At 60.5% G+C, this 23,956-nt stretch carries 19 protein-coding genes; 11 read left to right on the forward strand and 8 right to left on the reverse strand.

The genetic code is table 11. The features are described 5' to 3' along the window. Positions 1-92 precede the first annotated feature (92 nt). The gene (locus J7I12_RS03965; protein ID WP_096152604.1) at positions 93-1,328 is read right to left on the reverse strand and encodes an ISL3 family transposase; all 1,236 of its coding nucleotides are present in this window, start codon (positions 1,326-1,328) and stop codon (positions 93-95) included. Positions 1,329-1,361: 33 nt separating this feature from the next. Then, positions 1,362-2,630: a glycosyltransferase gene (locus tag J7I12_RS03970; protein ID WP_498794036.1), complete on the reverse strand. Its 1,269-nt coding sequence runs from the start codon at positions 2,628-2,630 to the stop codon at positions 1,362-1,364. 602 nt (positions 2,631-3,232) lie between these two features. Here J7I12_RS03970 and J7I12_RS03975 point away from each other — a divergent pair. The 7 genes from J7I12_RS03975 (at position 3,233) to J7I12_RS04005 (ending at position 12,334) form a co-directional block, all read left to right on the forward strand. Continuing rightward, complete coding sequence (locus tag J7I12_RS03975) at positions 3,233-5,122, forward strand: ATP-binding cassette domain-containing protein (RefSeq protein WP_130957833.1); 1,890 nt, start codon at positions 3,233-3,235, stop codon at positions 5,120-5,122. A gap of 311 nt (positions 5,123-5,433) precedes the next feature. Further along, on the forward strand, positions 5,434-6,459 hold the full coding sequence (locus tag J7I12_RS03980) for an ABC transporter substrate-binding protein (protein ID WP_303193033.1): 1,026 nt from the start codon (positions 5,434-5,436) through the stop codon (positions 6,457-6,459). A 157-nt stretch (positions 6,460-6,616) separates the two neighbouring features. Further along, entirely contained in the window at positions 6,617-7,672 is a 1,056-nt protein-coding gene (locus J7I12_RS03985) for an ABC transporter ATP-binding protein (RefSeq protein WP_118229974.1), read from the forward strand. Positions 7,673-7,757: 85 nt separating this feature from the next. Continuing rightward, positions 7,758-9,449: an ABC transporter permease gene (locus tag J7I12_RS03990; protein WP_118229975.1), complete on the forward strand. Its 1,692-nt coding sequence runs from the start codon at positions 7,758-7,760 to the stop codon at positions 9,447-9,449. Between the two features lie 2 nt (positions 9,450-9,451). Beyond that, positions 9,452-10,516 (forward strand): ABC transporter ATP-binding protein, encoded by a 1,065-nt coding sequence (locus J7I12_RS03995; protein ID WP_118229976.1) that lies wholly within the window; start codon positions 9,452-9,454, stop codon positions 10,514-10,516. A gap of 313 nt (positions 10,517-10,829) precedes the next feature. After that, positions 10,830-11,039, forward strand: a complete 210-nt coding sequence (gene rpmB, locus J7I12_RS04000; RefSeq protein ID WP_118229977.1) for a 50S ribosomal protein L28 — start codon at positions 10,830-10,832, stop codon at positions 11,037-11,039. Between the two features lie 317 nt (positions 11,040-11,356). Further along, positions 11,357-12,334 carry a rhomboid family intramembrane serine protease gene (locus J7I12_RS04005; protein ID WP_208360930.1) on the forward strand — a complete coding sequence of 326 codons (978 nt, stop codon included), beginning with the start codon at positions 11,357-11,359 and terminating at the stop codon, positions 12,332-12,334. Positions 12,335-12,356: 22 nt separating this feature from the next. Here J7I12_RS04005 and hslU read toward each other — a convergent pair whose 3' ends face one another. Beyond that, a complete protein-coding gene (gene hslU, locus J7I12_RS04010) occupies positions 12,357-13,670 on the reverse strand; it encodes an ATP-dependent protease ATPase subunit HslU (RefSeq protein ID WP_118229979.1) in 1,314 nt (437 codons plus the stop codon). 198 nt (positions 13,671-13,868) lie between these two features. On the opposite strand from hslU, the gene tpx reads away from it, so the two are divergent. Then, positions 13,869-14,372, forward strand: a complete 504-nt coding sequence (tpx, locus tag J7I12_RS04015; protein ID WP_118229980.1) for a thiol peroxidase — start codon at positions 13,869-13,871, stop codon at positions 14,370-14,372. Between the two features lie 227 nt (positions 14,373-14,599). Here the strand turns inward: tpx and J7I12_RS04020 are convergent, their stop codons facing one another. Together J7I12_RS04020 and J7I12_RS04025 are read right to left on the reverse strand one after the other, a co-directional pair. Further along, positions 14,600-14,893, reverse strand: a complete 294-nt coding sequence (locus J7I12_RS04020) for a hypothetical protein (protein WP_118229981.1) — start codon at positions 14,891-14,893, stop codon at positions 14,600-14,602. 2 nt (positions 14,894-14,895) lie between these two features. Then, positions 14,896-15,741, reverse strand: coding sequence for a 50S ribosomal protein L11 methyltransferase (locus tag J7I12_RS04025; protein ID WP_208360932.1), 846 nt, complete (start codon positions 15,739-15,741; stop codon positions 14,896-14,898). A gap of 142 nt (positions 15,742-15,883) precedes the next feature. Here J7I12_RS04025 and J7I12_RS04030 point away from each other — a divergent pair, with 142 nt between their 5' ends. After that, the gene (locus J7I12_RS04030) at positions 15,884-16,603 is read left to right on the forward strand and encodes a class I SAM-dependent methyltransferase (protein ID WP_208360934.1); all 720 of its coding nucleotides are present in this window, start codon (positions 15,884-15,886) and stop codon (positions 16,601-16,603) included. Beyond that, positions 16,600-18,348 carry a YcaO-like family protein gene (locus J7I12_RS04035; RefSeq protein ID WP_208360936.1) on the forward strand — a complete coding sequence of 583 codons (1,749 nt, stop codon included), beginning with the start codon at positions 16,600-16,602 and terminating at the stop codon, positions 18,346-18,348. Before J7I12_RS04030 ends, J7I12_RS04035 begins: the two co-directional genes overlap by 4 nt. A 14-nt stretch (positions 18,349-18,362) precedes the next feature. On the opposite strand, the gene J7I12_RS04040 is transcribed toward J7I12_RS04035, so the two are convergent. Beyond that, entirely contained in the window at positions 18,363-19,535 is a 1,173-nt protein-coding gene (locus tag J7I12_RS04040) for an HlyD family secretion protein (protein WP_208360938.1), read from the reverse strand. Positions 19,536-19,692: 157 nt separating this feature from the next. Between J7I12_RS04040 and J7I12_RS04045 the strand changes: the two genes are divergently transcribed. Then, entirely contained in the window at positions 19,693-20,412 is a 720-nt protein-coding gene (locus J7I12_RS04045) for a hypothetical protein (RefSeq protein WP_118229986.1), read from the forward strand. Between the two features lie 170 nt (positions 20,413-20,582). Here J7I12_RS04045 and cfa read toward each other — a convergent pair whose 3' ends face one another. Together cfa and J7I12_RS04055 are read right to left on the reverse strand one after the other, a co-directional pair. Beyond that, positions 20,583-21,710, reverse strand: a complete 1,128-nt coding sequence (cfa, locus tag J7I12_RS04050) for a cyclopropane fatty acyl phospholipid synthase (protein WP_208360940.1) — start codon at positions 21,708-21,710, stop codon at positions 20,583-20,585. Positions 21,711-21,812: 102 nt separating this feature from the next. Continuing rightward, positions 21,813-23,912, reverse strand: a complete 2,100-nt coding sequence (locus J7I12_RS04055) for an HD-GYP domain-containing protein (RefSeq protein ID WP_208360943.1) — start codon at positions 23,910-23,912, stop codon at positions 21,813-21,815. Between the last annotated feature and the right edge of the window lie 44 nt (positions 23,913-23,956).

The following is a 23,956-nucleotide window of genomic DNA, read 5'->3' on the forward strand; positions in this document are numbered from 1 at the left end:
ACAATGGTGGAGCATACCGCTGCATCTTGATACCCGGTGCGGTGGTGGGCAAGAATAAAAGGTTCTTCCGGGTTTTCCGTGGGTAACCCCTGTCAGGAACTGGCCGGGTAGAGGTTTAGACCGCCACAGAAGAAGTAGATGGCTGTCTTGAAATGCTCCCGGTTCCTATAACCGCAAGCCTTCCTCTTGATGGCCATGATCTTGCTGTTGAGGCCCTCGGCCACGCCGTTGGTGATCCTGTGGCGGCAGAAGGTCAGGATGTTCTCAAGATGTCTCTGAATCAGTCCGCCCACTTTGCGCATTGGGGCAAGATCTGACCTGTTCACCCAGACCAGCCATCGCTTCACAAAACGTCTGGCCCATCCCGTGCTCAGGTACTTCCAGACGTCGTTCAGGCTTTCCTTCATGGCCCAGGCCTTGGCCACCTTGAGGTTCGCTGTCTTCAAGGCCTCCAGGGCTGGCCGGTGTTTGTCCGGCAGATTCTCCTCCCGGTATAGCCAGAGGAATTTCGTGCCCTTGAGTCGATGGTCATCCTGACTTGTGAGTTCGCGGTGCTCTTGCTTGCGTACCCGGTCCACAGCCTCGCCTACGTGTTTCATGACGTGGAACCGATCGTGAACGATTTTCCCCGCCGCGTCCGGCACATGTTTGAGCGTAGCTTTAAAATAGGGCTCCCACATGTCCATGGCCACGGCCTTGATCCGCTCCAACTGCGCCTTGGTGAACTGAAGGTAGTACCCCTCAAGGCTTTCGGCCTTACGCTCGTCGGCCACATACTCCACCGTGCTGCCGATCAGATCACAAACCACGGTCACATAGTCGTGCCCCTTGCGGAATGCCTTCTCGTCAACGCCAAGATACCGCGAGGGATTCGATTGCTTGCGCTCCCGGCCCCGGCGCACCGCCCTTTCCATGACACCCCATGCTTCGTCCCAGGTGATGCGCAGGATGCGCCGCGCTCCTGTTACGGTGGCGCACTCGGTCAGCACGTCGATGATCAATCGCTCCATCAATATGGTGAAACGTGCCTTGGACTCGGCCCAAGGCACGTTGACCTGAAGGACGCCATGCTCGGGGCAGTCCACTCGGGGAATCCGAGCATGCAGGAACGTCTTGAACTGGCACGTGTCCAGATGGCGCCAGACACGAGGCTCGGCATGGTCGCGGCAAGCCAGCTCTCGACCACAAGTAGGGCAAAACCAGCGAACACCAGGACCATGCTCCACGCGGATGTCTACCCGACCTTCCGCCGTGTCCAGTTCAACAGCCTCAACAAACCAGGGCTCGGTCAGCCCGAGAATCCGAAAATATAGGTCCGTATCCTTCATTGGTGCCCTCCGGGAAGGACATTAGCAGATCAGCTACCCACGGAAAACCCGGAAGAGCCGAATAAAATTCGTCAAACTTCTGTCATCGCCAAATGTGGCCGGATAGCCAAAAAACTTCTGGTTGAGCCAGTCATCGAGATAGCGCAGCACCAAGTCTTTGCGATAACAGGCAAGCGGACCGGAAAGGCACGTTACGCCGTCAAAAACAGCTTCAGCCGCCTTCATGAACCTGAAAGCTACATAATAGCGTACTGCCTGCATCTTGGTAAGGGCGTTGGTCCACTTGTTCTGCACTTCCGTCCTGCCGGAAACAGCCCCCATCTTAGGATCACAAAAAGGCTGCACCACTTCCCGCACCGCCTCAGGCTCCAGGAAGCTGTCGGAATCAACAAATACCAGCAAGTCAAACTTGGCCCGCAATGCCCCTGCGGCAAGCGCATGGCGCTTGCCCATATTGTAAGGCTGCTCAATGACAATAAAACGATCGCCCTCAATTTCTTCACGCAACTGTTTCTCGATGTGCCGTACCCGTTCCATGGATTTATCTGTACTGCCGTCATCCACAAGAATGACCTCAAGTTTTTCCTGTGGATAATCCTGGTTTATGGCACATTGAATAGTTTTTTCAATCCATTTTTCTTCATTAAAACAAGGGATAACAATACTGACGCCAGGCGTAAAAGAAAGATCAAGAGGTACATTACGGTAAAAAAAAGCAAAAATAAAACGGCTAACCAAAAAAACAGATGCAATAATACCATATGTAAATACTGGAATATCAAACATAAAATAAAACACGCTTTCCTTTCTCATATAAAGAACAGCATAAACAGAAAGAGCAATCAAAAATATTGATGTAACAATCAATCGCAGCCATTTTTTCACGAGAAGATAGGTATCCAAATTTCTGGTAAAATTTACTGCAATCTTTTTTTCGCCATTAATGTCATCCACCAGACGCACCACGACTGCCGGTATGCGCACGCGAGATTCATAACCTTCCGGCAGAGTGCCGGGCGGCATGGTGAACTTCAGCACCAATTTGTCCCCTACAGAAGGACACGGTACATCTTGCCGCCATTGGAGCAGCATGCCTGATGACGATAAATCTTCGCTAAGACACCGCAAAGAGAAAGCGCTGTCTGCGGGATCACGCACAGTTACCGGAAGATGGGCCTCATACCGCTGGTGAACGCCACGTCGGGTGGTCCCGCGGCTGGGGATATCGGGCGCGAGACGACGGTCGTGCTTGGGTTTGGGGTAGATTTCCGCGTCGGATGACGCCTCGTTAGGCAAAGACATTATAGTTCACTCCGGTCAAAGATCGAATTTGAGAATTTATGCCAAACAATCAAATTATTCAATAAAAAAATACTAATAGTAACTTTTACTATAAATATCTCTTTTTTCCCCTATTTGGTAAATATGGCATACGGATTTACCATTGTATTGAATGTTCAACTCCATTTTTCTCAACCACTATGTAATAAAACAGCAAGAATATATAATGGTAACTTGCTATTTTTATGCCTAAAAGTGCACATTTAGCGGGTATACGGCAGAATAATCCCCTCTATAAAAAAGAAATAGCGTTTATGCGTAGAATTTCTGAGACTGAACTAAACAGATGCGTTCAATTCAAGCCTCCCGATTTTCCGACAGCCGGATTCTGGCAACGGTGCAGCAGGTCCCACTTGCCCCTCCCCCGCAGGACATGCCATTGGACAGGTCTGGCCGGACGGGGTATCTGATCCACAGGTGTTGCCGCATTGAGCCGCCACGGGTATACGCCTTTGGTGAAGCCCCGGCCGGAACCTTTGGCGACGTGGATACGGCCCCGAAGGCAACGGCTCCCGGACGTTACGGCAGAGAGCTGTTCCTACCCCACCGCGCTGGAGAATATTTTGGCATTTCTGAGCATGCAGGGCGTTACTTTGAACCTTGGCGGCAAGCCGTTGCTGGACGCGGCTGATCTTTCCGTTGAAACCGGTGAGCGCATCTGCCTTGTGGGCCGCAACGGAGCCGGCAAATCTTCTCTGCTGGCGCTTCTGGGCGGGCAGATGGCGCCAGACTCCGGCCTGATTCTCCGGCCCGGTACGCCAATGGGGCAAATGCCCCAGGACGTGCCCGAAGACTGGCGCGGTTCTGTTTTTTCCCTGGTAGCCGCCGCCTTGGGTGAGGAAGGCAAAGCCCTGGCCGCCGCCCATGCCGGAACGGCGCAGGGGCAGGCCGTGGAAGCCGACGCCTGGGAGCACTACGGCGAGGTGCTCGCCGTCATCAACCGGCTGGGGCTGAATCCGGACGCCGACTTCACCGCACTTTCCGGCGGCACAAAAAGGCGGGTAGCCCTGGCCAGGGCGCTTGTGTGCTCCGAAGACCTTATTCTGGACGAGCCGACCAACCACCTGGATCTCACGACCATCACCTGGCTGGAGGACTTTCTGCTGCGCAAGGTCCGCACCCTGATTTTCGTCAGCCACGACAGAGCATTTGCCGGACGCCTTGCCACGCGCGTGGTGGAAATCGACCGGGGCAGGCTGTTCAGCTATTCCTGCGGTTTTGACCGCTATCCGGAACGGCGGGAGGAACGCCTTGCCGCCGAGGAACGCGCCTGCGCACTTTTCGACAAAAAGCTCGCCCAGGAGGAGACGTGGATACGCCAGGGCATCAAGGCCCGGCGCACGCGCAACATGGGCCGGGTGCGCGCCCTTGAATCCCTGCGCTCCCAACGGGCCGCGCGGCGCGCCAGGCAGGGCAACGTGCGCATGGCCGCGCAGGAAGCCGAGCGTTCGGGCAAACTCGTGATGGCGGCGGAAAACGTAGCCTTTGCCTATCCCGGCAAACCGCCGCTTTTCAGCAATTTTTCCGCCGTGATCCAGCGTGGGGACCGCGTGGGCCTCATCGGCGACAACGGCGCCGGCAAGACCACCCTGATCCGCGTGCTGCTTGGCGAGCTGCCCTCCACGGAAGGAACGGTACGTCTGGGCACCCATTTGCAGATCAGCTACTTTGACCAGCTGCGCGAAAGTCTGGACCCGGAAGAAAGCGTCATGCACAGCGTGGCCGAGGGCAACGACGTGGTCACCGTGGGCGGCGCCACGCGCCATGTGGCCGGATATCTGCAGGACTTTCTTTTTACCCCGGACCGCCTCCGGCTGCCGGTCAAAGTCCTGTCCGGCGGGGAGCGCAACCGGCTGCTGCTGGCCAAGCTCTTTACCCGGCCGTCAAACGTGCTGGTGCTGGACGAACCCACCAACGACCTGGACGCGGAAACGCTGGAACTGCTGGAAGAACTGCTTGCGGACTATGCCGGCACCGTGCTGGTGGTCAGCCACGACCGGAGCTTTCTGGACAACATGGTGACCAGCGTGATCGCCTTGGAAGGCGACGGCAGGGCCCACGAGTATGTGGGCGCGTATACAGACTGGCTGCGCCAGCGGGCCACGCCGCCACAGGAACCGAAGGCGGAAGAAAAAGCCGTCCGTCCCGGCCGGCGGACGGACCAGCGCCCCGCCACGGACAAACCCCGCCGCCGCAGCTTCAAGGAACAGCGGGAGTTTGAACTGTTGGGCAAGGAGCTGGACGCCCTGCCAGAGCGCCTGGACGCTCTGGAGCGGGAGCAGGCCGACCTTGAAGCCGCCCTGGCCGACCCCGACTTGTTCACAAGAGATCCGGCAGCCTTTACCCGCACGACAGGCCGGCTTGCGGCCCTGGAAGAAGAACAGACGGCGCTGCTGCTGCGCTGGGAAGCTGTGGAGCAGCGGCTGCAGGAGCTCGGTGAGCTTTCCGGCTGATCCGGAAGCCGCGCAAGGGCCTACGGCTTGCCTGCCTGGCGGAGCATCCCAATACGCTGCGCTGTGGCAAACCTGCTGTTTTCATCTTGGTGTTCCTATGCCAGAGGCACCAGCTTTATCAATGGCATGCTTTACAGGGGAAGGGCAACCGGCTCTGGTTGCTCTGCCCCTGTTTTTAAAATGGCCCGGGGGATGGACTTGATTGCGCCTCGCGGCGATCTGCATCGTTGGAAAATGTATTGTCATTACAGCCTGCTTTGGATACCATGCGGAGAAATTTGTCTTAGGGCCTATTGTTCAAAATTTGCCTCTTGCCAAGCACTTTTCCACAGCTACGAGGAGAACGCATGAAACGTTGCAGTATTTTTTTGTTGGCAGTCGCCATGGTGGCAATCTCCGCAATTTCAGCCATTGCGGGCGAAAAACTGGTTGTCTACACCTCACTAAAAGAATCCATTATTGGTTCTATGAAAGAGGCCTTCGTCAAGAAATATCCTGATATAGCTGTTGACTATCAGTCTGCTGGGGCTGGGAAGCTCATGGCCAAGATTGCTACAGAGCGGCAGTCTGGCAAAATTATGGCCGACGTCATCTGGACCAGCGAAGTGCCGGACTTTTTCAACATGCGCGCCGAGGGCCTTCTGGAAAAATACATTTCGCCAGAGATGCCCAATGTCATCAACCCCTTTGCTGATTTTGACGGTTCATTTACAGCCGTCCGTCTGGGGACGTTGGGCATTGCCTACAACAAACGCTATGTGAAACAGCCGCCCACACAATGGAGCGACATGACCAAGCCTGAGTTCAAGAAGGCGTTCGGCATTGCCAACCCGGCCCTTTCCGGCACCGCATACATGAGCATCCAGCTTCTGGTGGACAAGTTTGGCTGGGACTACATCCAAAACGTGCACAAAAACGGCGCGCGCATTGGCAAGGGCTCTGGCCAGGTGGTGGACGATACAGCTTCCGGCGATTTGCTCGCCTGCATCGGCGTGGACTACATCGTGAATGAAAAGATCAAAAAAGGCGCTGACCTCGCCTTGGTGTATCCGCCCGAGATGCTCGTCATCCCCAGCCCGGCCGCTATTTTCAAAGGCACGCCGAACCTGAATGCGGCCAAAAAGTTTGTGGACTTTCTGCTTTCTGAAGAAGGCCAGCAGATCCTGGCCGAGCAAGGCACCCTGCCCGTGCGCAAAGGCATAGCCCCCGGCAAGGAATACAACCTGCCCTCCGGTGAGGACGCCATGGCCCGCAGCCTCAAAGTTGATTACAAAAAGATTTTGACTGACAAGGAAGCCATTATTAAAAAGTTTACCGACATCATGATGGCAAAATAGTTACAAAAAAGTGACAACTCTGTGACAAATCCACCGCCGTGCGCCCGGAGCGCGCGTTGGTGGGCGCAACGCCGCAGGAGCGACGCCCTTTCCCTCAGGAAAAGGGCGTCGCTCCAGAGTGGTCGTGGTCTGTGCACGGCCACATAAGGGACAGTTTATGGCGGAAATCGTACTCGACAATATTTCAAAATCCTATGGCGAACATAAGGTTTTGCAGAATCTTTCCCTAAAGCTGGAGGACGGCGAGTGCTTCACGCTTATAGGGCCTTCCGGCTGCGGCAAGACTGTGCTGCTGCGCATTATTGCCGGCTTCGAGGCGTTGGACGGGGGCAGCATGCGCATCGGCTCCGAGGTAGTGGCCGACGCCAAAACTGGAGCTTTTCTGCCGGCAGAGCAGCGCAGCCTTGGGGTGGTCTTTCAGGACTATGCCGTGTGGCCGCATATGACGGTACGGCAAAATGTAGGCTATCCTCTCAAAATCGCCAAAACCAACCCGGCGGAAGCGGCAGCGTTGGTGCAGAAAAGCATTGACGACGTGAACCTTACGGGTATGGAAGACCGCTTGCCTTCGCAACTTTCGGGCGGCCAGCAACAGCGTGTGGCCTTGGCGCGCGCGCTGGTGGCGCAGCCCAGCCTGCTTTTGCTGGATGAACCCCTGAACAACCTGGACGCCAACCTGCGCGAAGAAATGCGTTTTGAAATCAAAACGCTGCAAAAAAATCTTGGGGTCACCATCCTTTATGTTACGCATGATCAGGAAATAGCCCTGGCCATCTCGGATCGGATGGCGGTGATGGACGCGCAGGGCGCGTTGCGCCAGGTGGGCACGCCGACCGAGCTCTTTGCCCGCCCTGTGGACGAATTTGTGTTTTCCTTCCTGGGCATGAGCAATTTTCTGCACGTTCGGGTGCAGAACGGTGCGGCCGAATTGGCAGGCCAAGCCTTTCCCCTTTTGCCCGAAGCCGGTTCCTCCGGCGATCTACGGGTGGGCTTTCGACCTTCGGACGTAGTTCTGCGGCGCGAAGGCCAAGGGCTGCGGGCCAAGGTGCATCGGGCCAGTTTTTTGGGCGCGTTTATGGACTACCAGTTGGAAGTGGGCGGGCAATACCTGCGTACAGCTCTGGATACGCACGAGGCCCTGGCAAACGGCCTGCTGCTTCAAGAGGGTGAAGATTGTGTCTTTACCCTGCGTAACGCGCATTGGTTCAAATAAAAAAACACACGCGCACGACCCTGTTTCGCGCCGTCGAAGATGGCGCGGCCCGGGTGGCCATTTTTTTCAAATCAGGCGGACAGGTATGCAAGCGGTCAAACGACAACATTCTTTTGGCGTGGCGGAAGTCATTTTATTTCTGTCCATTGCCATTCTTGTCATTGTGGTTGTGGTGCCGGTGGCCCTCATCTTTTTCAACGCATTTTTTGTTGACGGTCAGTTCAACGCTGCAGATGTAGTCAAAACCCTCAGCGAGGGGGAGACGTACCAAGCGCTGTTGAACTCGCTGTTCATCGCCAGCGGCGTGACCCTTTGCGCCACCACTGTGGGCACCTTTTTTGCGTGGCTGGTAACGCGCACCGACATCCCCTACAAAGGTTTTATGAAAAGCATGTTTCTGGTGCCATTCATGCTGCCTTCGTTCATCGGCGCACTGGCCTGGAAAATGCTGCTTTCGCCCCGTGCAGGCTATATCAATCGCTTATGGCGCGACCTTACCGGCTCGGAGAGCGCGCTGTTCGACATTTTTTCGTATGGCGGCATCATCGCCATTGAAACCATGTATCTTTTCCCCTTTGTCTTCATTCAGGTCTGCGGCGCGCTGGAACGCATGGACCCAACGCTGGAGGAATCGGCCCGAATCTCCGGCGCGGGCCTCTTCACCATCACCCGCAAAATCACCCTGCCGCTGGTAATGCCCAGTATTCTTTCTGGGGCACTGCTCATCATGCTGTATTCCATGGCCCATTTTGGCACAGTGGCCGTTCTGGGCATAGAGGTGGGCATCTACAATATCCCTACCCTGATTTACGAGCGCATCCACCAGAGCGCGGGCAGCTTTGATTCCATCCGCACCGGCACTGTACTGGCCTCGGTGCTGGTGGTAACCGCAGCGTGCATCATCTGGCTGCAACGGAAGATTTTGGGATCAGGCAAATACCAAATCATCGCCGGCAAGAGCTTTCGGCCCATGGAGCTGAAGTTGCGCGGTCTGCGCACGCCGCTGTTTCTCTTCTGCCTGCTGTATATCGGCGTGACCATTGTGCTGCCCACGGTAACAATCTTTTTAGTGGGCGGACTGAAAACCTACGGGGTGCCCATCACCTGGGAGAATCTCTCTCTGGAGAACTATAAATATGTGCTCTTTGAGTGGGACCAAACCCAGCAGGCCATCAAAAACAGTATCGGGCTGGGCCTTGCTGCAGCCACCATCACCATGTTCGCGGGGGTGATGATTTCTTACGTCATTGTCAAGATGAAGGTACGCGGCAAGGGCATCCTGGAATTTTTGGGCATGCTGCCTTTTTCCGTTCCCGGTTCGGTTATTGCCCTGGGCGTTATCCTGGCCTGGAGCGGGCGCTTTGGCATCAATCTTTACAACACGATCTGGATTATCCTTATTGCCTACATAGCGCGCTACATGGCCTTTTCGCTCAAGGCCAACTCGGCCGCGCTGGAGCAGGTGCACGACTCGTTGGTAGAGGCGGCCCGCGCCTGCGGCGCCACCATGTGGCAGGCCCTGCGCGACATTGTGTTGCCCCTGGTGCGCCCCGGCATGGTCGCGGCCTTCTTCCTCATCTTTTTGCCCGCCCTGCGCGAACTCACAGTTTCCGTCATGCTTTACGGCACTACCAGCCGCACCATCGGCGTGGCTATTTACACCTTGAATGAAGACGGTGAAACGGTCACTTCAGCCGCCTTGGCAGGCATAGCGCTGATCCTTATCGTGACGGGGCAAACCATTATCAACCACTTTGCCAAAACCAGGCAGGCCTGAGCATGTCCATTACACTGACCGACGTAACCAAATATTTTGGCAAGGTTAAGGCTGTTTCCTCGCTGAATCTGAAAATCGGCGACGGCGAGTGCTTTTCCATGCTGGGGCCATCGGGCTGCGGCAAAACTACGACCCTGCGCATGGTGGCGGGCTTTGAAGATCTGGACGAAGGGGAGATCAGCGTCAACGGCAAGCTGCTTTCGTCCGGTGCGAAAAAATATTACCTGCCGCCGGAAAAACGTGATTTCGGCATGGTTTTTCAGGCCTTTGCCGTCTGGCCGCACATGAGCGTCTACGAAAACGTAGCCTTTCCATTGCGTATCAAAAAAACCAATGCGGCTGAAATCGACAAGCGTACCACCGAGGCGCTGCAGCACACAAATTTGCTGGACGTGGCGCGCAAAAGCCCCGCAGATCTTTCCGGCGGCGGCAAGCAGCGGGTAGCCCTGGCCAGGGCGCTGGCCATCAACCCTTCTGTCATGCTCCTGGACGAGCCCCTTTCCAGCCTCGACCCGCACCTGCGTGAAGAAATGCGCTTTGAAATAAAAGAGCTGCAAAAAATATACGGCTTTTCCATCATGTACGTGACCCACGATCAATCAGAGGCCATGGCCCTTTCAGATCGTATTCTGGTCATGAAAAACGGCGTGGTGCAACAAATAGCCTCGCCGCTCGAAGTGTATACCAACCCAGCCAATCGATTTGTGTTCAGTTTTATTGGGCTTTCCAACTTCACGGACATGACGGTAACCGAAAGTGCTATGGTGCTGGACGGCGTTGCCGCGCCGTTTCCTTCCGGCTGCGTTCCGGACGCGACCATTGTGCGCGCGGGCACGGGTACCATGGCAAGCCGCCCTAATGAAATCGAATTTGTCGATGAGGGCGGCGTGCCCGGCATAGTGGAACGCCGAACTTTTCTTGGCGAACTTATTGACTATCAAGTCAGAGTGGGCAAACAGGAAGTGCGGGTGCAAAAGGGACGGTATGGCAAGGGCCCTCAGACCGGGGAAGCGTGCCGACTGCATTTTCTGAAGCCGTACTGGTTTCCACTGACCGCATCAGAATGATGCGCCGCAACAGCGGCGCTCCAAGCCAGATGGCGGCGTTATTTTTCCCCTGCGACCGCCTCGGCCGTTCTTGGACTTTGTTATAATAGACAAAATTACAAGGCTTTTTTACACCATGTGCCGGGGGCCCTTACGGCTTGCCCAGGCCAGATGCCGCAGGGTATTTTGTGCAAGGTTTTTCGGGAAAATTTCTTGCCTTTTCCTCCGGCATGGACTATATAACCGTTTCGCGCGGTCATGCCCGCCCAGAGGTGCTTTTTGACGCCGGGCCTCGTTTTTGCCGCCAATTTTTTTTGCATCTGCGGAGGAAAATATGAGCAAGGAATGCGTGTTCTGCGGCAAAAAGCCCCAGGTTGGCAATCTTGTGAGCCACTCCAATATCAAGACCAAGCGTCGCTTCGCCCCCAATCTGCAGCGCGTGCGCCATCAGTTTGCTGACGGCAGCGTGCGTACGCTCACCGTGTGCACCCGTTGCCTGCGCTCCGGCGTAGTGACTAAGCCCCTGGTGCGCAAAGAGAGCTAACCTGGACAATTTTTACGCGAAGCTGTTTTCGCAGGAAGACTCCGACAGGCTTTTCTGTCGGGGTCTTATTTTTTTCTCTGCTCCGCAGTACCGTCACTCAAGCGCCTCAGGCGCCCAATTGCGCTGTATCCCGACTATACGGCCGCCCCATCCGTCCAAGACAAGCCCGGCAGCTATCCCGTGGCTGCAAGCGTCTGCGTAAAGCACAGCAGTGAAGCCGACACAGCTCGGTATACTCCAGACAGCGCCCATTTTTTTAAAGGAAGGGCTGGCTGGGGGGCAGTTGAGCTGCAGCGGGCCCGATGCTACCATGCCGTATGCGCGCTGTTTCTTCTTCCTCCCGCCATCCCTTGCCTGCCGGGCGCTGGCGCGTGCGGCGCAGGCCCGGTTCCGTCCCCCCATTCTGGCGCAAAATTCTGGAAGTGGAGGGCGCGGCAGGCTACGCCCGTGCCCGCGACCGTCTGCTGGTGCTGGAGGCCTGCCGCATTCCGTGCAGGACGGTTTGCTTTGGAGGACAACTGTGCGCCTATGTGCCGCCCTTGCTGGAGCAGCGGGCGCGCCTGGAACTGACAGAATTTGTGCAGGAGCAGAAACCGCGCCCGCCCCGGACGCCCTGGCGGCCTTTCCCCTACAGTTATCTTTCCATTCTGGCCTTGCTGCCGCTGGTGCTCTGGCACGGCTGGCGGGCAGGCTGGTGGCCTGTGCCCGTGTGCTTGCCGCCGCCGGAAACCTGGGCCACCGCCGGGATGCTGGACGCGGTGCGCGTGCGTGTGTTCGGTGAATGGTATCGGGTAGTCACGGCCCTGACCCTGCACGCCGGGCTCACCCACTTGTGCGGCAATGTGGTTTTTGGGGCGTTGTTTCTGATTTTGCTGGCCCGCTGTGTTGGGCCAGGGTCGGCCGTGCTGCTGGCCCTGCTGGGAGGGGCGGCGGGCAATGCGCTGACCGTGCCCTTGCGGCCTGGGGCCTTTACCAGTCTGGGCTTTTCCTCCGCCCTGTTTGCCGCCATAGGGGGGCTGGCCGGGGCCATGGCCCGACGGGAACGCCACTGGCGCAAAGCCATGCTGCCCGTGGCTGCTGGAGCGGCCTTGCTGGCCATGCTGGGGACGGAAGGAGAAAATACGGACTATCTAGCCCATGTGGCCGGGCTGGTCTGCGGTCTGGCCCTGGGCCTGCTACCGCTGCGGCGCGTGGGGGCGCGGCCCTCGGCCTTACGCCAGGTAGCGGCCTTTGCCTTGGCTCTGGCTCTGCCGGCAGCGGCCTGGCTGTGGGCTTTTGCCGCGGCGGGGCGGTAGCCCGCCCCGCGCCGGACAATTGTTACAGAATATATTGGCTCAGATCCTGATCGTTGCGCACGTCCTGAAGTTTTTCGGCCACATAGGCCTTGTTGACCACCACCTGCGCACCGGGCATTTCGGGCGCGTCAAAGGAAAGGTCCGCCAGAATTTTTTCCATGATGGTGTACAGCCGCCGTGCGCCGATATTTTCGGTGCGGGCGTTGGTGTCTTCGGCAAAGGCGGCAATTTCTTCCAGGCCATCGTCTGCAAAGCTGAGGCGGATCTGCTCGGTCTGCAGCAAGGCCGCGTATTGCTTGGTCAGGGCATTGTCCGGCTCTTTGAGAATGCGCAAAAATTCTTCCTTGCCCAAAGCCTGCAGTTCCACGCGCAGGGGGAAACGGCCCTGCAATTCAGGAATCATGTCCGAGGGCTTGCTGAAGTGAAAGGCCCCGGCGGCAATGAACAGGATATGATCCGTACGCACCATGCCGTACTTGGTGTTGACGGAGCTGCCCTCTACAATGGGCAGCAAATCGCGCTGCACGCCCTCACGTGAAATGTCCGAAGTATGGTTCTGCGAGGTGCTGGCAATTTTGTCGATCTCGTCGATAAAAATAATGCCGGTCTGCTCCACGCGCTCACGGGCGCGGTCCACCAGGGCTTCCTGGTCCACCAGCTTGCCGGACTCTTCCTGCACCAGCACGTTAAAGGCGTCGCGCACCTTCATTTTGCGCTGGCTGCGCTTGGGTGGAAAAGCCTTGCTGAACATGTCGCGCATCTGGCCGCCCACCTGCTCCATGCCGGGGATGGCAAAGACGTCCACGCCCATGCCTCCCTGCTCGGTCACTTCCAGCTCCACTTCACGCTGGTCCAGAAAACCCAGGCGAAACTGCTGCAAAAGTTTTTCCCGCGTGTCCGCGCGGTCAGTCACGCCGAAAGAACTGGGCAACAGCAGATCCATGAGGCGCGATTCCGCCGCGGCTTCGGCAGCCTTGCGCACGCGGGCGTTTTCCTCCTCGCGCACCAGGTTGATGCCGATTTCCATAAGATCGCGCACCATGGATTCCACATCCCGGCCCACATAGCCCACTTCTGTAAACTTGGTGGCCTCCACCTTGATGAAGGGCGCGCCGGAAAGTTTGGCCAGCCGCCGGGCTATCTCCGTTTTGCCCACGCCCGTAGGGCCCATCATAATGATGTTCTTGGGCGAGACCTCATCCCGCAGCTCCGGGTCCAGGTGCTGCCGCCGCCAGCGGTTGCGCACGGCCACAGCCACCATACGCTTGGCCTGCTCCTGCCCTATGACGAATTTATCCAGTTCGGCCACAATCTGCCGGGGTGTCAACGTGCTCATCAAACGCTCCTGCTTGGGGTAACTGCATCTGTAGTATAAGCACCTTCCGGCGTCTGGCAAGCGCAGGCCGGACTTGCGGCATCGCTGCCCCCCGCGTATGCTGCAATCAGGCAAGAATCCTTCTTGTCAGGAATAGTTATTGACAATCCCACAAGCCTGCGGCACAGTGCGGACAACCCGAGCAACAAGGAGTTGACCATGAATACCGTCACGTTTAAAGGTACGACCATGCACTTGAGCGGCAACCAGCCCGCCGTGGGGCAGAAAGCGCCGGATTTTACGCTCACCGCCACGGATATGAGCCCAAAAGGTCTGAAGGATTTTGCCGGTAAGGTGCTGGTACTGGTCAGCGTGCCTTCGCTGGACACGCCCGTCTGCGATATGGAGGTGCGCCGTTTCAATAAAGAAGCCGCCGCGCTTTCAGATAAAGTGCGCATTGTGGCCGTGAGTTGCGACCTGCCCTTTGCCCAGGCCCGCTGGTGCGGGGCCGCCGGTGTGAGCGCGGTGCAGACCCTTTCGGACTACAAGGAAGCGAACTTTGGCAAAGCCTACGGCGTGCTTATCAACGAGCTGCACCTTCTGGCGCGCACCATCTTCGTGGTGGCCCCGGACGGCACCCTGGCCTACAGCCAGATCGTGCCCGAAGTAGCCCATGAACCCGACTATGCGGCAGCCTTGGAAGCGGTGAAAAAACTGGCCTAAAGACCCTGCGCGGCTTTTGCAACAAACCGCCGTGGACGCCCTAAGGGCACAGTCCCTCTGGGCCGTCCATGGCGGTCAGGTCTGGAGCAGGCGGACCTGAAGGCCGGTCTGCCAGGGATCTTTCCAAAGAGCGCGGTAACGTGCGCTCCGGCGTGCCGTAAAGAATTCCGCCAACCAGGGGCACAAGGCCGGGGCACGCGGCCCGTCTGCAGATTCGGGCCCGTGGGTCAGGGTCTGCGCCGCCCACGTTCCCGCGTCAGGGGCAAGGCCAGCGCCGTCACCAGCAGTTGCCCCACGGCCAGGGTCACATCCTTGTCCAGCCAGGCCGCCCCCAGCACCAGCCCCGCCCCCCACAGCAGCGGCCCCACCCGACCGAGGCTATACCCCACGACCTGCGCAGCCGCGCCCAACGCCAGCAGCCCCACGGCCAGCCAGATCGGCGCAGCAGCGGGCGGCAGCCAGAGCGTCAGAGGCGCGGACGGTGCGGGCGACAAGCCGGGAGGCGGCGCAAGGCCCGGCACAGCTACTTCCAGATCAGGGCCCGCCAACTTTCCCGCGCCACCTGGCGCGGTGCGGGCAGCCCTTGCGCCGCATAGGCCGCCGTGACGCCGTCGGCCTGAATATCCAACAGGCCGGAAAGCACCAGGCAGCCGCCGGGGGTCAGACGGCGCACCAGGTCCGGGGCCATTTCCGTCAAGGGCCGGGCCAGAATGTTGGCCAGGATCAAATCATAGGTATGGCCTTCGGCGGCCTCCACGCCGCCCAACCCCAGGTCCAGACCGGGCACGGCGTTGCGGGCGCGATTTTCTTCCGCATTTTCCACGGCCAGGGGGTCGATATCCAGCCCCAGCCCCCTCAACCCACTTTTGCAGCAGGCAATGCCCAGCACGCCGGAGCCCGTACCCAGGTCCAGAAAAGTCTGACCGGCTCGCAGACGTCCCGCGTCCAGCAGGCTGCTCAGCACTTCCAGGCAAAGGGCCGTGGTGGCGTGATGCCCGGTGCCGAAGGCGCTTTTGGGCTCAATAATAATGCGTATTTTGTCTGCAAAGGCGGGGTCTTCCGCCAGCCAGGGCGGCAGCACCACAAAACGCCCGCAGACCACCGGGGTAAAAAACTGCCGCCAGGCGGCCAGCCAGTCCTGCGCCTCCAGGCTGTCCACATGGCAGACGGCCTCCGGCAGCCAGGCCAGGCTGTCCTGCCGCAGTTGCTGCACAAAATCCGGATTGTCGCAGTGCACGCGAAAAACCGTTTCTCCGGTGGGCAGACTCTGCTCTTCCCAGCCGAAGGGCACACGCAGGGTCAAAAAGCCTGTAGCCCGGTCGAAATCCGCCTCCGGAACGGTCAGCTCCCAACGAAAAATCTGTTTCATGACGTCTCCTTACACGCCGGCAGTCTGCCAGATTTTCGCCGCTGGGTCGAGCCCGCGTCAGACCCAGAGGATTGCCTTGCAGGACGAATCCGGGTAAAAGGCAAAATTTCAGCACGCATTATTTTTATAAGGATCGCGCTTCATGACCGCAGATGCAACCCTGGACGCCCTGCTCGCCCGCATCCGACAGGATTTTGATGTGGATTTTGAGCCCCTGGCAGTGGACGACAACACCCTGCACGTGCTCACTATACGCAACATGCCGCAATACATTGACAAACTTTTGCAGCGCAAGGCCGTTCACAATCCGCTCAAGGATCTGCCCCTCTGGGCCAAGGTCTGGCCGGGCTCTTTTGTACTGGGTCGCCTGCTGCGCAAATACGCCCCGGAGAGCAAAAGTCTGCTGGAGCTGGGCGCGGGCTGCGGCGTGCTGAGCCTGGTGGCCGCGCGCTACGGCTTTGCGCGCATGGTGGTGAGCGACGTGGTGGAAGACGCCCTGCGCTTTGCCCGCGCCAACGCCCTGCGCAACGGCCTGGGCGAACGTCTTGAAGTGACCAGGGTGGACGTGACCGCGCCGGGGCGCGACCCGCGCTTTGCGGCGGGCTTTGACCTCATGGCGGCCTCGGAACTGCTTTATCTGGAGTCCCTGCACCGCCCCCTGATCAAATTTGTGGACCGCCACCTGGCCCCCGGCGGCAAGGCCCTGTTCTGCACGGACATGGCCCGCGCCCAACCGCACTTTGCCAAGCTGGCGGCCAAAACCTTCACGATCACTGAAGGTCACATCGGCGTCACTGCGCACGACGAAGACGGCCAGGACCAGCGCCGCCTGTACAGCATCCTCATTCTGGAGCGTCCATGAACAGCCTGCCCCGCGTTACCCTGACTTCCTGCCCCAAGGGCTACACCCGCGACCTGGACAAGGCCATGAGCCCGGCCCAGACCATAGCCCGCGTGCGGCAACGCCTGACGGCCTCGCACCTGGATGTGCTCAGCCGCACCCGGCGCGTGGATGTGGGCCGCCTGGGCATTCCTGTTTTTCTCAGCGAATGCGGCGCGGACGCCCGGCGCATCATGCCTACCCGTAAGCAGATGGGCAAGGGATCCTCGCCGGAGCAGGCCGAAGCCTCAGCCCTCATGGAACTGATGGAGCGCTTTGCCTTCTTTCACTTCTGGCAGCAACGCCCGCAGCTGCGCACCGCCACCTGGAGCGAGGCGGAAACGCTGTTCGGCGCGGACCTTTTGCCGGTGGAAGAAATGCTGCGTTCGGTGGACGAAACGAGCCTTGCGCCCGCGGCGGCCCGGCGCGTGCTGGACTGCTGCGCCTGGCAGTTCTACCCGGCCACCCGCCTCGACAACGGCGCCACAGTCTGGCTGCCCCTGGACTGGTTCAAACTGCTGGGCGAGTTCAACGGCACTTCGGCGGGCAACACGCCGGAGGAGTCGCTGTTGCAGGGGCTCTGCGAACTGGTGGAGCGACACGTCTGCTGCCGTGTAGACCGAGAGCGCCCCGCCCTGCCCACCATCGACCCCCAATCCTGCCTGCTGGACCCTGTGCTGGGCGAACTGCTGGCAGATTTCGCGCAACAGGGCGTGCGCCTGCTGCTCAAAGATTTTTCGCTGGGCATGCCCGTGCCCACAGTGGCCGCCCTGGCCTGGGATCCCACCACCTTTCCCCAAAGCTCCGAAATCGTCTTCACGGCGGGTACGGCGGCTTCTCCGGCCAAGGCTGCGGTGCGGGCCGTGACCGAGGTGGCGCAATTGGCTGGCGATTTCTGCACCAATGCCTGCTACGAGGCTTCCGGCCTGCCCAAATTTACCGAGCTTGCCCAGACCCAATGGCTGCAAACAGGCCCCACTGTGGCTCTCGACAGCCTGCCCAGCGTGGAACATGACGATATTCTGGAGGAACTGCGCGCGGCCTTGGCCGGTCTTGCGCCCACCAAGGTCTACGCGGTGGAAACCACCCACCCCCGCCTGGGCATTCCCGCGCACTACAGCGTGGCCCCCGGCCTGGCCTTTCGTGAGCGGGATCGCAACCAGTGCCTGGGGCTGTTTGTAGGGCGCAAACTGGTGGAAGAGGCGGACGAAGATACGGCGCGGCAGGGGCTGGAAGTGCTGGCATCCTGCTATCCCGACGCGCATTTCCTGCCGTTTTTTGAAGGACAGCTGGCCCTGCGTGCCCAGAACTGGGAGGCGGCTTCGGCCCTTTTCGCCGCGGCCCGCCCCCTGCAGCCCGATGCCGACGCGCGCGCCTTGGCCACTTTTTACCAGGGCTATGCGCAGACCCTGGCCGGGCACTGGCAGGAAGCCATCCCCATTCTGGCCGAGGCTGCGGACCTCTGCCCGGAAATGAAGGAATACGCCAACCTGCTGGGTGTGGCCCGGTTCAAAACCGGCGACTACAGCGGCGCGGCACAGGCCTTTGCCGCCGTGCTGCGGGTGGACAAGGGTTCTGCCGTGGACCTGGCCAATCTGGGACTGTGCGAAAAATTCATGGGCAAGACCAAAGAAGCCCGCGAACACCTCTGGGCCGCCCTGGAACTGGACCCCGGCCTGGATTTCGCCCGCAACCACCTGGCGGAACTGGAAGGCGCGCAAGAGTAGCCCGCCCCCGGCGTTCACCACAGGCTGCGAGTGCGCACGCTGCAGCGCGCAGCCATGCCCGGCACAAGTCCGCTGCTGTCGGCAACATCCAGACGGATGCGCACATAGGTCAACGCCGTGTTGTTTTTTACAAATGCGGGCTCTGCTGCGGGCGCAGCCGCGTCGCCCGCCGGCGCTACTTCCTGCGGCAGCAAGTCTGCCACTGTGCCCGCAAGAATCCTGCCGTCCGCCTCCAGGCGCACGTCACAGGGCTGGCCGGGCTTAAGCCGGCGAGCGTCTTCAGGCAAAAAGCCGGCCCGCAGCCACAAGCCGCCGCTGGCCGCCTCCCCTTGCGGCAACAGCAACACCAGGGGTTCGTCCCGCGCGGCTGTCTGGCCGGGGGTTGCCAGCACGCGCAAAACCAGCGCGTCCTGCGGCGCGCGGAGGGTTGCCTCCGCCACAGGGACGGGCATGGGCGCATCACGCCCCGCCGGCTGCCTATAGCGCCCGCGCGAGGTCAGTTCCTTATAGCGCAGAAGTTCGCTGCGCACCCGCCCCAGTTCCTGGTCCAGGGCCGCGCGAATACGGCTGACTTCTTCAAAAGCGGCAGTGGCCCGGTCCATGGCGTCGCGGGTTTCGGCTTCGGACCGCCGGGCTGCGGCATAGACGTTCTGCCCCACCACACGCGCGCCGCCCTGACTGTCCAATCCGCGCAAATGGAGCTGGGCGCGCACGTGGGCAGCCACGCTTTCCTGCCGCTGTCGCTGTCGCATATCCTCTTCATGCCGCGCCTGGGCCAGACGGCGCACCATATCCTTTTCCGCCGCTTCGGCGTCCCGCAGGCGTGCGGCGGTTTCTTCCCTGCCGGGCGGACCGGCCATGCGCCGCAGATCGTCGGCCTCGCGCGCCGCCTGACCCAGGCGTCGGTTGTAGTCCGCAGCGTCCAAACGCGCCAGCAGCGCGCCCTGGCGCACTTCCTGCCCCGGCCTTACGCTCACCTCCAACACCCGGGCGCTGTAGGACGGGGCCACGCTGAGCACCATACCGTCCAGCTCGGCGCGGGCGCTTTCCACCCGCCCCGAATCCACCCACCACCAGACCGTGCCGACCGCTAACAAGAGCACCAGCCACAAGGGCAGCAGGCGCAGCCAGAGGGGCGGCCGGGAACGCACGGCAAGGGGCATGGACAGGGGGACAGATTCTTGCATAACGGCTCCTGCAGGGCGGCAAAGGCTCTACGCGCCCCTGTGCAAAGCCTATGCAGGGACCGTACCAGAACCCTTTACAAGGCTGGCCGGGACGCATACAACCACGCGGTACGGCCCGAACGCGGCCGCCTGTCAAATATCCGCCGGAGGCTTGTGGATGTCAAAGACAATACTGCGACTGTGCGCTCTGCTCTGTCTGGGCGCGCTGGCGGGCTGCGGCAGCACCCGCCCCGTGACGGTGGTGCAGAAGGACCAGTTCATCCGCATGGCCCATGAAATGCCCAAGGAGCTGCAGGCCCGCAACCTGCTGGACAAGGACGGCTCCTATGTGGCGCCCTTTTCTTTTGCCGGGTTCAGCGACTACGGCGAGATCCTGTTCCGCCGGCTTTCACCTTCCTTCCTGAAAGCGGATACTGCCCACGACGTCTACCTGGGGGCCACCTTTGCGGCCACCCTGCAGCCGGACAGCCGGGTCAAGCGCTGGTCCGACGGCTTTGCCATTAACCACGCCACCCAGAAGGTGACGGTAAACATGGTGGCCATTGCAGACTGGAACAACGACGGCGAAGACGAGTGGATCGTTTCCTGCCTGGTGGAGCCCAAATGGGGCGGACGCACGCGCACCTATTATGTGCTGGTGCCGCCCCCCCGCTCGGACAAAGAAACCCTCAAAGGCACCCTGGCGGCCATTTACGAATGCTTCGGCCTGGCCTGCAACCTTTATGTGCGCGACAGCCGCGTCATTGAGCGCGACGCCGCCGACCCGCTGGTCCCGCCCACCGTCGTGCAGGACGTGGTGCCCGGCCTGCAGCCCGTGACGGAACCCCCCAAGGCCGGCGGCACAGACAAGGGCGGCCTGGAAGAACGCAACCTGTAAGCCCCTTTGGCACGGCTGTGGCCTTTGGCGGCAATAAAAACGCCCGCTTTCCCGGCGGGCGTTTTTATTGCGGAATGCAGACCGCCCCAGCAAAGCGGCGCAGCAAAGTAAGGATATGACAACCGGCGCAACCTGCCGCCATGCGGCCACAGCCGTGCCGGGGCAGATCCCTATACGCCGGGCCGCAACAACGGCGGGCGTACATAACCGCCGGGCAGGCCGCGCGGGCTGAGCACGATTTGCCAGACCTGCAGGTCGCGGGCGCGAAAGGCCCCGGCGCAGCTCAACAGGTAGTACTGGAACATGCGGGCCACTTTTTCAGAACAATGGAAGGCCCCGGCCGCGCGTCCGGCCGTGAAGTTGCGGGCCCAGGCCATGAGCGTTCTGTCATAGTTGGCCCCCAGGTTGTGCCAGTCCTCCATGATGAAGCGGCCGGTGACGGCCGTGCCGATGCGGTCGATGCTGGGCAGAATGCCGTTGGTAAAGATGTACTTGCTGATCCAGGGGTCCACCGAGCGCATGGTTTTGTTGGCGCCTATGGTATGCAGCAAAAACAGCCCGTCGGACGCGAGCAGACGGCGTACCGTATGCATGAACACGGCGTAATTTTTGTAGCCCACATGCTCGAACATGCCCACGGAAACTACCCTGTCGTAGGTTCCGGTGAGGGAACGATAGTCTTCCAGCAGCCATTCCACGTCCAGGCCCTGGCTGTTGGCGCGGGCGTACTCCACCTGCGCCTTGGAAACGGTAACCCCCGTGACGCGCACGCCGTATTCCCGCGCCATATAACGGCCCAGGCCGCCCCAGCCGCAGCCTATGTCCAGCACGTGCATACCGGCCTTGAGGTCCAGCTTGCGGCAGATGAGGTCCATCTTGTTGCGTTGGGCTTCCTCCAGGCTGGACGCGCCCTCCCACAGGGCGCAGCTATATTGCATGGCCGGGTCCAGCATGGCCGTGAACATGTCGTTGCCGAAATCATAATGTTGCACGGCCACCATACGCGCCCGGCCCACCCGCTGCAGGTTGCAGAGCGTATAGGCCAGGATGCCCAGCAGCACGGGCGGGCTGAACCGGAAGCGGCGCTCCAGCCCACCGCTGAGAATGCGGTAAAAAAAGGCGTCCAGGGCCTCGCAGTCCCACCAGCCTTCCATATAGGCCTCTCCCAGGCCCAGGTTGGCGTCGCGCAGCACTCTGGCATAAAGTCTGGGGTTGTGCACCTTGATGTCCCAGGGGCGGGAGCCGTTGATGGTCACGTCCACTGAGGCAAGCATCTTTCCAATAAAAGATTCGAGCATGGCTGTTCCCTCGCGTGGCAATATGGATGCAGGGCCGGTGGCGGCCCCTTTTTTGCACCTACATCCAACGTGAAGAAATGACAACCAGACCAAAGAGCGGGGCTACCGACCGGCAGGGGCCTCCCCGGCTTCCGGCCCGGCCCCTGCAGCCGTGCTCAAGGCCGCCTGCAGCATCTTGGGCGGCAGTTTCGCCAGGGCTTCCACCACGCGCGGGTCAAAACCCGCGTCCGTACGCAATCGCCCAATGGCTTCCTCCGGGCTCATGCCCGCACGGTACGCACGGGAGCTCGTCATGGCGCAAAAAGCGTTGACCACAGCCAGAATGCGGCCGTTGGCGTCGATGGCGTCGCCCTTGAGACCGCGCGGATGCCCACTGCCGTCCATGCGTTCGCCCATGGCATACACGGCTTCGGGCACGGGCAGGCCAAAGCGCAGATCGCGCAGGATATGGTAGGCAAATTCCGGGGCGCGCATGACCTGCTGCTGCTCTTCCGGCGTCAGCCTGCCCGTCTTGGTCAGCAAATGGCGCGGCACAAACAGCCGCCCCACCTGCGATACGCGGGAGGCCAGACGCAGCGTCTCGCTGTCACGCTCCGCAAGGTCCATCTGGGGGGCCAGCATTTGCACGAGCTGTTCCATCTTCTGCGAATGGCCGACCAAGTTGGGGTCCACACTTTCCACGGCGCGCACCAGGGCAGCCATACTGCTGGCCTGACGGGCCCGCTCGGCCTCGGCCTGGCGGCGGAACTCCGTAATATCCTGAAAAATACCCACCCAGGCGCCTCCGTCCTGGGCATCGTCGTCCTGTTCAGCAAAGGGGAACAGGGTCACCCGGTACAGACGGGCCGCCTCGCCGTCACCCAAGGTGATTTCCAGGCTGTCCGCAGCGCCTCCTTCTGGCTTTCTGTCCAGCAGCGCCGTGGACGCAGGCCCGGGCAACGCACGGCGCAGGTCTTCACCCGCCAGGCTTTCTTCCTCCCGACCCAGCATGCGGGCAAAAGCTGGATTGCACATCTGCACCCGGTTTTCACCATCCACCAGCAGAAGCCCCACCTGCAAGGAGGCATTAACGCTGTCCAGCAGGGCCTTCTGCCGCCGGATAACTACATACAGCCGCTGAAAATGCTGCGCGTTGGCCCGGTGCGCGCGGCTGACCAGGGTGGCCCACACAAAGGCCAGCAGCAAAGCCGCGCCAAGACTGCCCAGGAAGCCCAGGCCGTAGATCTGCTTTTTTTGCTGCAGCAGCAGACTGTCCACAGCCGGGGCCGGGGCTTCCACCACAATGCGCCAGTCCTGAGCAGACAGCAGGCTGTCCACAGCGTAGACCATCCCCCCCAGCACGCCGGGTCGCCGCTGCAGCGCGGCTGAAACCGGCGCCACAGGTTCCCGCACCGGGGTAAGGCGCAGCCGGCCTTCTTCCACAAACAGGGCTTCCACACCCGCCGCGCAGCGCTGCAGCAGGCGGGGTGCAAACAGACGCTGTTGCTCCGGGCTCACGGCCAAAAAGGCCGTCAGGGCCTTGTCCATGGGCACGCTGACCAACAGGGCGGCTACTGAACGATTTTCACCGCCGCGTCCCAGCACTTCATACATGGGGACAGCCACATCCATAACCAGGCCATCGCCCAAAACCCGCACGGGGCCGTGGCGCAGCGCCCGGTGCTCCATGGCGTTGCGGGCCAGGGCCAGCTGGGCCGCGCCCAGTTCCGGCGCGTCCCTGGGCGCGACCAGATCCTGCCCGTGCAGCCCCACAATGCGTGCCGCCGCCCACTGCCGCCCACGGGCCGTATCCTGCAGCAAATCGCTCAGATATTCTTTCTGATCCGCCAGGCTGGCCAGAGCCGCATCGTCGTTTTCGGCAGCGTCGGGCGCGTCAAGCGCGGCCACGGCCTCCGGCGGCAGCGCCGCCACATCCACGGCGAACAGCCGGAACATTTCCGCCGTGCTCACAAAGCGCAGCTGATCTTGCAGGGCGGCATCCCAGGCGCGCACGGATTCCTTGGCCTTGTCTGCCCAGGCCTGCTGCATGTCGCGTTGACTCGCCAGAATTTCCTGCGTCATGTTGCGCAGCTGCAGGGTGCAAAGCACATAGGCCAGCGAGGCCGTTACGGCCAGCAGCAGCAAGCCCGCCCACGCCGCCATCACTTTTTTTATCCGATAGCGGTTGGCGGCCATTCCCTTTGCGGCAAGTTCTGTCTTCATACTGTACAACCCATTCTCAACCTGTGGAACGCCCAAGGGGACGC

This window comes from Desulfovibrio diazotrophicus (assembly GCF_902498985.2).
In the GTDB taxonomy this organism is placed as follows: domain Bacteria; phylum Desulfobacterota; class Desulfovibrionia; order Desulfovibrionales; family Desulfovibrionaceae; genus Desulfovibrio; species Desulfovibrio legallii.

Excerpts from the sequence above, each read along its gene's own strand:
- J7I12_RS04045 (WP_118229986.1), top strand. The coding sequence starts at position 19,693 with ATGTCAAAGACAATACTGCGACTGTGCGCTCTGCTCTGTCTGGGCGCG.
- cfa (WP_208360940.1), bottom strand. The coding sequence starts at position 21,710 with ATGCTCGAATCTTTTATTGGAAAGATGCTTGCCTCAGTGGACGTGACC.
- J7I12_RS04005 (WP_208360930.1), top strand. The coding sequence starts at position 11,357 with ATGCGCGCTGTTTCTTCTTCCTCCCGCCATCCCTTGCCTGCCGGGCGC.
- J7I12_RS03970 (WP_498794036.1), bottom strand. The coding sequence starts at position 2,630 with ATGTCTTTGCCTAACGAGGCGTCATCCGACGCGGAAATCTACCCCAAA.
- J7I12_RS04030 (WP_208360934.1), top strand. The coding sequence starts at position 15,884 with ATGACCGCAGATGCAACCCTGGACGCCCTGCTCGCCCGCATCCGACAG.
- J7I12_RS03985 (WP_118229974.1), top strand. The coding sequence starts at position 6,617 with ATGGCGGAAATCGTACTCGACAATATTTCAAAATCCTATGGCGAACAT.
- J7I12_RS04055 (WP_208360943.1), bottom strand. The coding sequence starts at position 23,912 with ATGAAGACAGAACTTGCCGCAAAGGGAATGGCCGCCAACCGCTATCGG.
- rpmB (WP_118229977.1), top strand. The coding sequence starts at position 10,830 with ATGAGCAAGGAATGCGTGTTCTGCGGCAAAAAGCCCCAGGTTGGCAAT.
- J7I12_RS03965 (WP_096152604.1), bottom strand. The coding sequence starts at position 1,328 with ATGAAGGATACGGACCTATATTTTCGGATTCTCGGGCTGACCGAGCCC.
- hslU (WP_118229979.1), bottom strand. The coding sequence starts at position 13,670 with ATGAGCACGTTGACACCCCGGCAGATTGTGGCCGAACTGGATAAATTC.
- J7I12_RS03995 (WP_118229976.1), top strand. The coding sequence starts at position 9,452 with ATGTCCATTACACTGACCGACGTAACCAAATATTTTGGCAAGGTTAAG.
- J7I12_RS04040 (WP_208360938.1), bottom strand. The coding sequence starts at position 19,535 with ATGCAAGAATCTGTCCCCCTGTCCATGCCCCTTGCCGTGCGTTCCCGG.
- J7I12_RS03990 (WP_118229975.1), top strand. The coding sequence starts at position 7,758 with ATGCAAGCGGTCAAACGACAACATTCTTTTGGCGTGGCGGAAGTCATT.
- tpx (WP_118229980.1), top strand. The coding sequence starts at position 13,869 with ATGAATACCGTCACGTTTAAAGGTACGACCATGCACTTGAGCGGCAAC.
- J7I12_RS04035 (WP_208360936.1), top strand. The coding sequence starts at position 16,600 with ATGAACAGCCTGCCCCGCGTTACCCTGACTTCCTGCCCCAAGGGCTAC.
- J7I12_RS04025 (WP_208360932.1), bottom strand. The coding sequence starts at position 15,741 with ATGAAACAGATTTTTCGTTGGGAGCTGACCGTTCCGGAGGCGGATTTC.